The sequence below is a fragment of the Leisingera sp. F5 genome (assembly GCF_001593695.1).
This window is the reverse complement of the sequence record NZ_LUKH01000248.1, coordinates 1-3372: the sequence shown is the minus strand read 5'-3', so window position 1 is coordinate 3372 and position 3372 is coordinate 1. Positions and strand designations below refer to the sequence as shown.

General features: G+C 60.1%; 4 protein-coding genes. All 4 read left to right on the top strand.

Features of this window, described 5'->3' with window-relative positions:
* The first annotated feature begins 101 nt into the window (after nucleotides 1-101).
* Nucleotides 102-1247: an aminomethyltransferase family protein gene (locus A2I95_RS28270; RefSeq protein ID WP_259988099.1), complete on the top strand. Its 1146-nt coding sequence runs from the start codon at nucleotides 102-104 to the stop codon at nucleotides 1245-1247.
* Nucleotides 1248-1319: 72 nt separating this feature from the next.
* Nucleotides 1320-1931, top strand: a complete 612-nt coding sequence (locus A2I95_RS28265) for a dimethylamine monooxygenase subunit DmmA family protein (RefSeq protein ID WP_259988101.1) — start codon at nucleotides 1320-1322, stop codon at nucleotides 1929-1931.
* Nucleotides 1928-2893, top strand: coding sequence for a PDR/VanB family oxidoreductase (locus A2I95_RS28260; RefSeq protein WP_291735251.1), 966 nt, complete (start codon nucleotides 1928-1930; stop codon nucleotides 2891-2893). The genes A2I95_RS28265 and A2I95_RS28260 overlap by 4 nt, the downstream gene beginning before the upstream one ends.
* Before the next feature lie 11 nt (nucleotides 2894-2904).
* On the top strand, nucleotides 2905-3372 hold a 468-nt coding region (locus A2I95_RS28255; protein WP_291735249.1), incomplete at its 3' end, for a heme-dependent oxidative N-demethylase subunit alpha family protein.

Genomic DNA, 3372 nt, shown 5'->3' with positions numbered 1-3372 from the left:
GAATAATCGTTGACACAGCGCCCCCTCTTTTGGCTAACTGGACCGGACCAATGGAACCAAATCGAGAAATTTGGTCCACCACTATCAGGGAGACATAGACGATGGCCATTATCTGGCGGACTTCAGCACTGGCTCAGCGGCACAAGGAAATCGGCGGCGAGCTGGAAGATTGGAACGGCATGGGAACCGCCTGGTTCTATGACCATACCCCTGAACGCGCTAAAGCCGACTATGAAGCGGTCCGCACCAAGGCCGGCCTTATGGACGTATCAGGCTTGAAAAAAGTCCACGTCGTGGGTGAGCACGCAGCACAGGTCATCGACCGGGTCACCACCCGCAACGTCGAAAAGATCATGCCCGGCCGCTCGACCTATGCCTCAATCTTGAACGATCAGGGCAAGTTTGTCGACGATTGCATCATCTACCGCCTGTCAGTGAACAGCTGGATGGTTGTGCATGGCACCGGAACCGGCATGGAGCAGCTGAACGCGGTTGCCGCAGGCAAGAATTGCTCGGTGATCTTCGACGACAATCTGCACGACATGTCGCTGCAGGGCCCTGTCGCCGTTGATTTCCTGGCCGAATATGTCCCAGGCATCCGCGATCTGGCCTATTTCGGCATCATCCAGACCAAGCTGTTCGGCTGCCCGGTGATGATCTCCCGCACCGGCTATACCGGCGAACGCGGCTACGAGATTTTCTGCCAGTCCAAAGACGCGGTTCACCTGTGGGACAGCATCCTGAAAGAGGGCAAAGGCCTGGGCATCGTCCCGGTCCAGTTCTCGACGCTCGACCTGCTGCGCACCGAAAGCTATCTGCTGTTTTACCCGGGCGACAATTCCGAGACCTATCCGTTCGATGATGAAACCTGCGGCGACACACTGTGGGAGCTGGGTCTGGAATTCACCGTATCCCCCGGCAAGACCGGTTTCATCGGCGCCGAGAACCACTATGCCGCTGAAGGCAAGGAACGGTTCAAGATCTACGGCGTCGTGCTGACAGGCACCACCCCGGCGGATGAGGGCGCGGACCTTCTGCAAAATGGCGAAAAGGTCGGCGTGGTCACCTACGGCATGTATTCCGAGGTCAACAAGCACAACGTGGGCATCGCGCGGATGCCGGTGGCCTGCGCCAAGCCGGGCACCGAGCTGACAGTCCGCAATGGCGATGGCACCGAGATTGCCGCCACCGCCGAAGAAATGCCCTTCTACGACAAGGACAAATCGATCCGCACCGCAAAGGGCTGAGCCGGATCCGGGGCGCCCTTTCTCAGGGGGCGCCCGCTTTCGTTCACCCGGACTGCAGGAAAAGCGACCCACATGTCTAAAACCGAATTCCCCCCCTCCATCAACAGCCGCCCTGTCTATGGCGAGCTTGAAGCCCGCCCGGGCAGCGGCCACCTGATGATTGCCGACGCGGCAGGTGCCGAGGCAATCCTTGAATTGGCCAAATTCGTCGACCCGGGTTTCTGGGCCAAAGCCCATATCATCTATATCCCCAAGGGAACCGGCACCAAATTCACCAGCCAGCTGGAAGCGATTGGTGCGGGCCAGTATTATGCGGGTCCCTCCTATGAGGCCGCGCAAAGCCGCATCCGCCGCGCGCTGCAGGACTGCCACATGGGCACCCAAGTTTACCTGACCGGCACCGAAAGCCTGATGGGCCAGGCCATGGCCGAGGCCACCGCAGCCGGCATCCCGCATACCGCGATCCAGACCGAACACCGCGGCTCCACCGCACGGCGAATGCAGTGCGTTCATTGCAAAGGCATCACCGAGGACGTCACCACCGACCCGTTTGAATGCAGTCACTGCGGCCTCAGCCTGTTCGTGCGCGATCACTACTCGCGCCGCCTAGCGGCCTTTCAGGGGGTGCGGGTGGATGCCGAGGATCCGGGCAACATCCCCGAAAAAGTGGAGCTATTCAAATGAGTGCTGGCACCGCAAAACTGAATGTCACCGTGGCCGAGGTCAAACCGGTCAATGATCTGGTCACCCGTTTCAAATTTGTCCGCACCGGCGGCGGCGACCTGCCCACCTTCTCGGGCGGGGCGCATACCGTGGTGGAAATGCAGGACGGCGATATCACCCGGCTCAACGCCTATTCCCTGATGTCCAACCCCGCCGACCGCGGCGCCTACACAATCTCGGTCCGCCGCGATGACGCAGGGCGGGGCGGCTCCAAATTCATGCACTCTCAGGTGAAAGAGGGCATGGAAATGGTGATCTCCAACCCGGTGAACCTGTTCTCGCTGGATCTGCGCGCCAAGAAGCATCTGATGCTGGCCGGCGGCATCGGCATCACACCCTTCATGGCCCAGATGCATCAGCTGGCAATGATGGGCGGCCAGTTTGAGCTGCACTATTCCGTGCGCAATGCCTCGCTTGGCACCTACGCCGAGGACTTGGCGGCAAAATATCCGGGCAAGGTGCACATCTATCACGACGACCAGGGCGAGGCGATCAACCTTACGACCCTGCTCGCCACCCAGCCGCTGGGCACCCATGTCTATGTCTGCGGCCCCAAGGGCATGATCAACTGGGTACACGGCACCGCATCGGAAATGGGCTGGCCGCGTGAGGCGGTGCATTCCGAGGAATTCCTGGCCCCCGCCTCCGGTAAACCGTTTGAGGTCAAGCTGGCGGTCTCTGGCAAGGTGATCCAAGTCGGCGAGCACCAATCGCTGCTGGAAGCGATTGAGGCCGCGGGCGTCGACGCCCCCTATCTCTGCCGCGGCGGCGCCTGCGGGCAGTGCGAAACCAATGTCGTCGGCTACGACGGCAAGTTCCTGCACTACGATCACTGGCTCGACGACGAACAAAAGGCGGGCGGCAAACACATCATGCCCTGCGTGTCGCGCTTTGAAGGCAAGACACTGGTTCTGGACCGCTGAGGGAGAAAAAGATGACCATTCAATTCAACGACGAAACCTTCTACGGCGATTTCACCTTCAAGAACTCGGACTGGGCGATAAAGCGCTTCCCCTTTCCGTTCCACGAAGACAGCTACATGTATTCCGTGAACATGGAGCCGCATAAGTCTTACCGGCCCGGCTCGGTTTTCGAACGCACCTTCGATGTGGACGAGCATTATGTCTCGGAAATGAAGGATCGCGCACGCGTGCTGGCCAATGACCCGCTGCGCTGCCAGTCGCTGCCGCATATGACCCTGGCCGGCTGGGACCTGGTTGAGCTGATCATGGAGGCCAAGGCGGCTGAATACCCTGATCTGTTCGAACTGCACAAGGACGGCAACCGCTGGCGCTGGGTCAACAAACCGCTGGGCATCGACGACACGTTCACGTTTCTGGATGAAAGCACCCTGCCCTACGGGCCGATGGAATACATCACCCGCCAGACCCAGGGCGATTTT

What these genes read in the sequence shown, in the direction of transcription:
- A2I95_RS28270 (WP_259988099.1), top strand. Translation starts at nt 102, where the DNA reads ATGGCCATTATCTGGCGGACTTCAGCACTGGCTCAGCGGCACAAGGAA.
- A2I95_RS28265 (WP_259988101.1), top strand. Translation starts at nt 1,320, where the DNA reads ATGTCTAAAACCGAATTCCCCCCCTCCATCAACAGCCGCCCTGTCTAT.
- A2I95_RS28260 (WP_291735251.1), top strand. Translation starts at nt 1,928, where the DNA reads ATGAGTGCTGGCACCGCAAAACTGAATGTCACCGTGGCCGAGGTCAAA.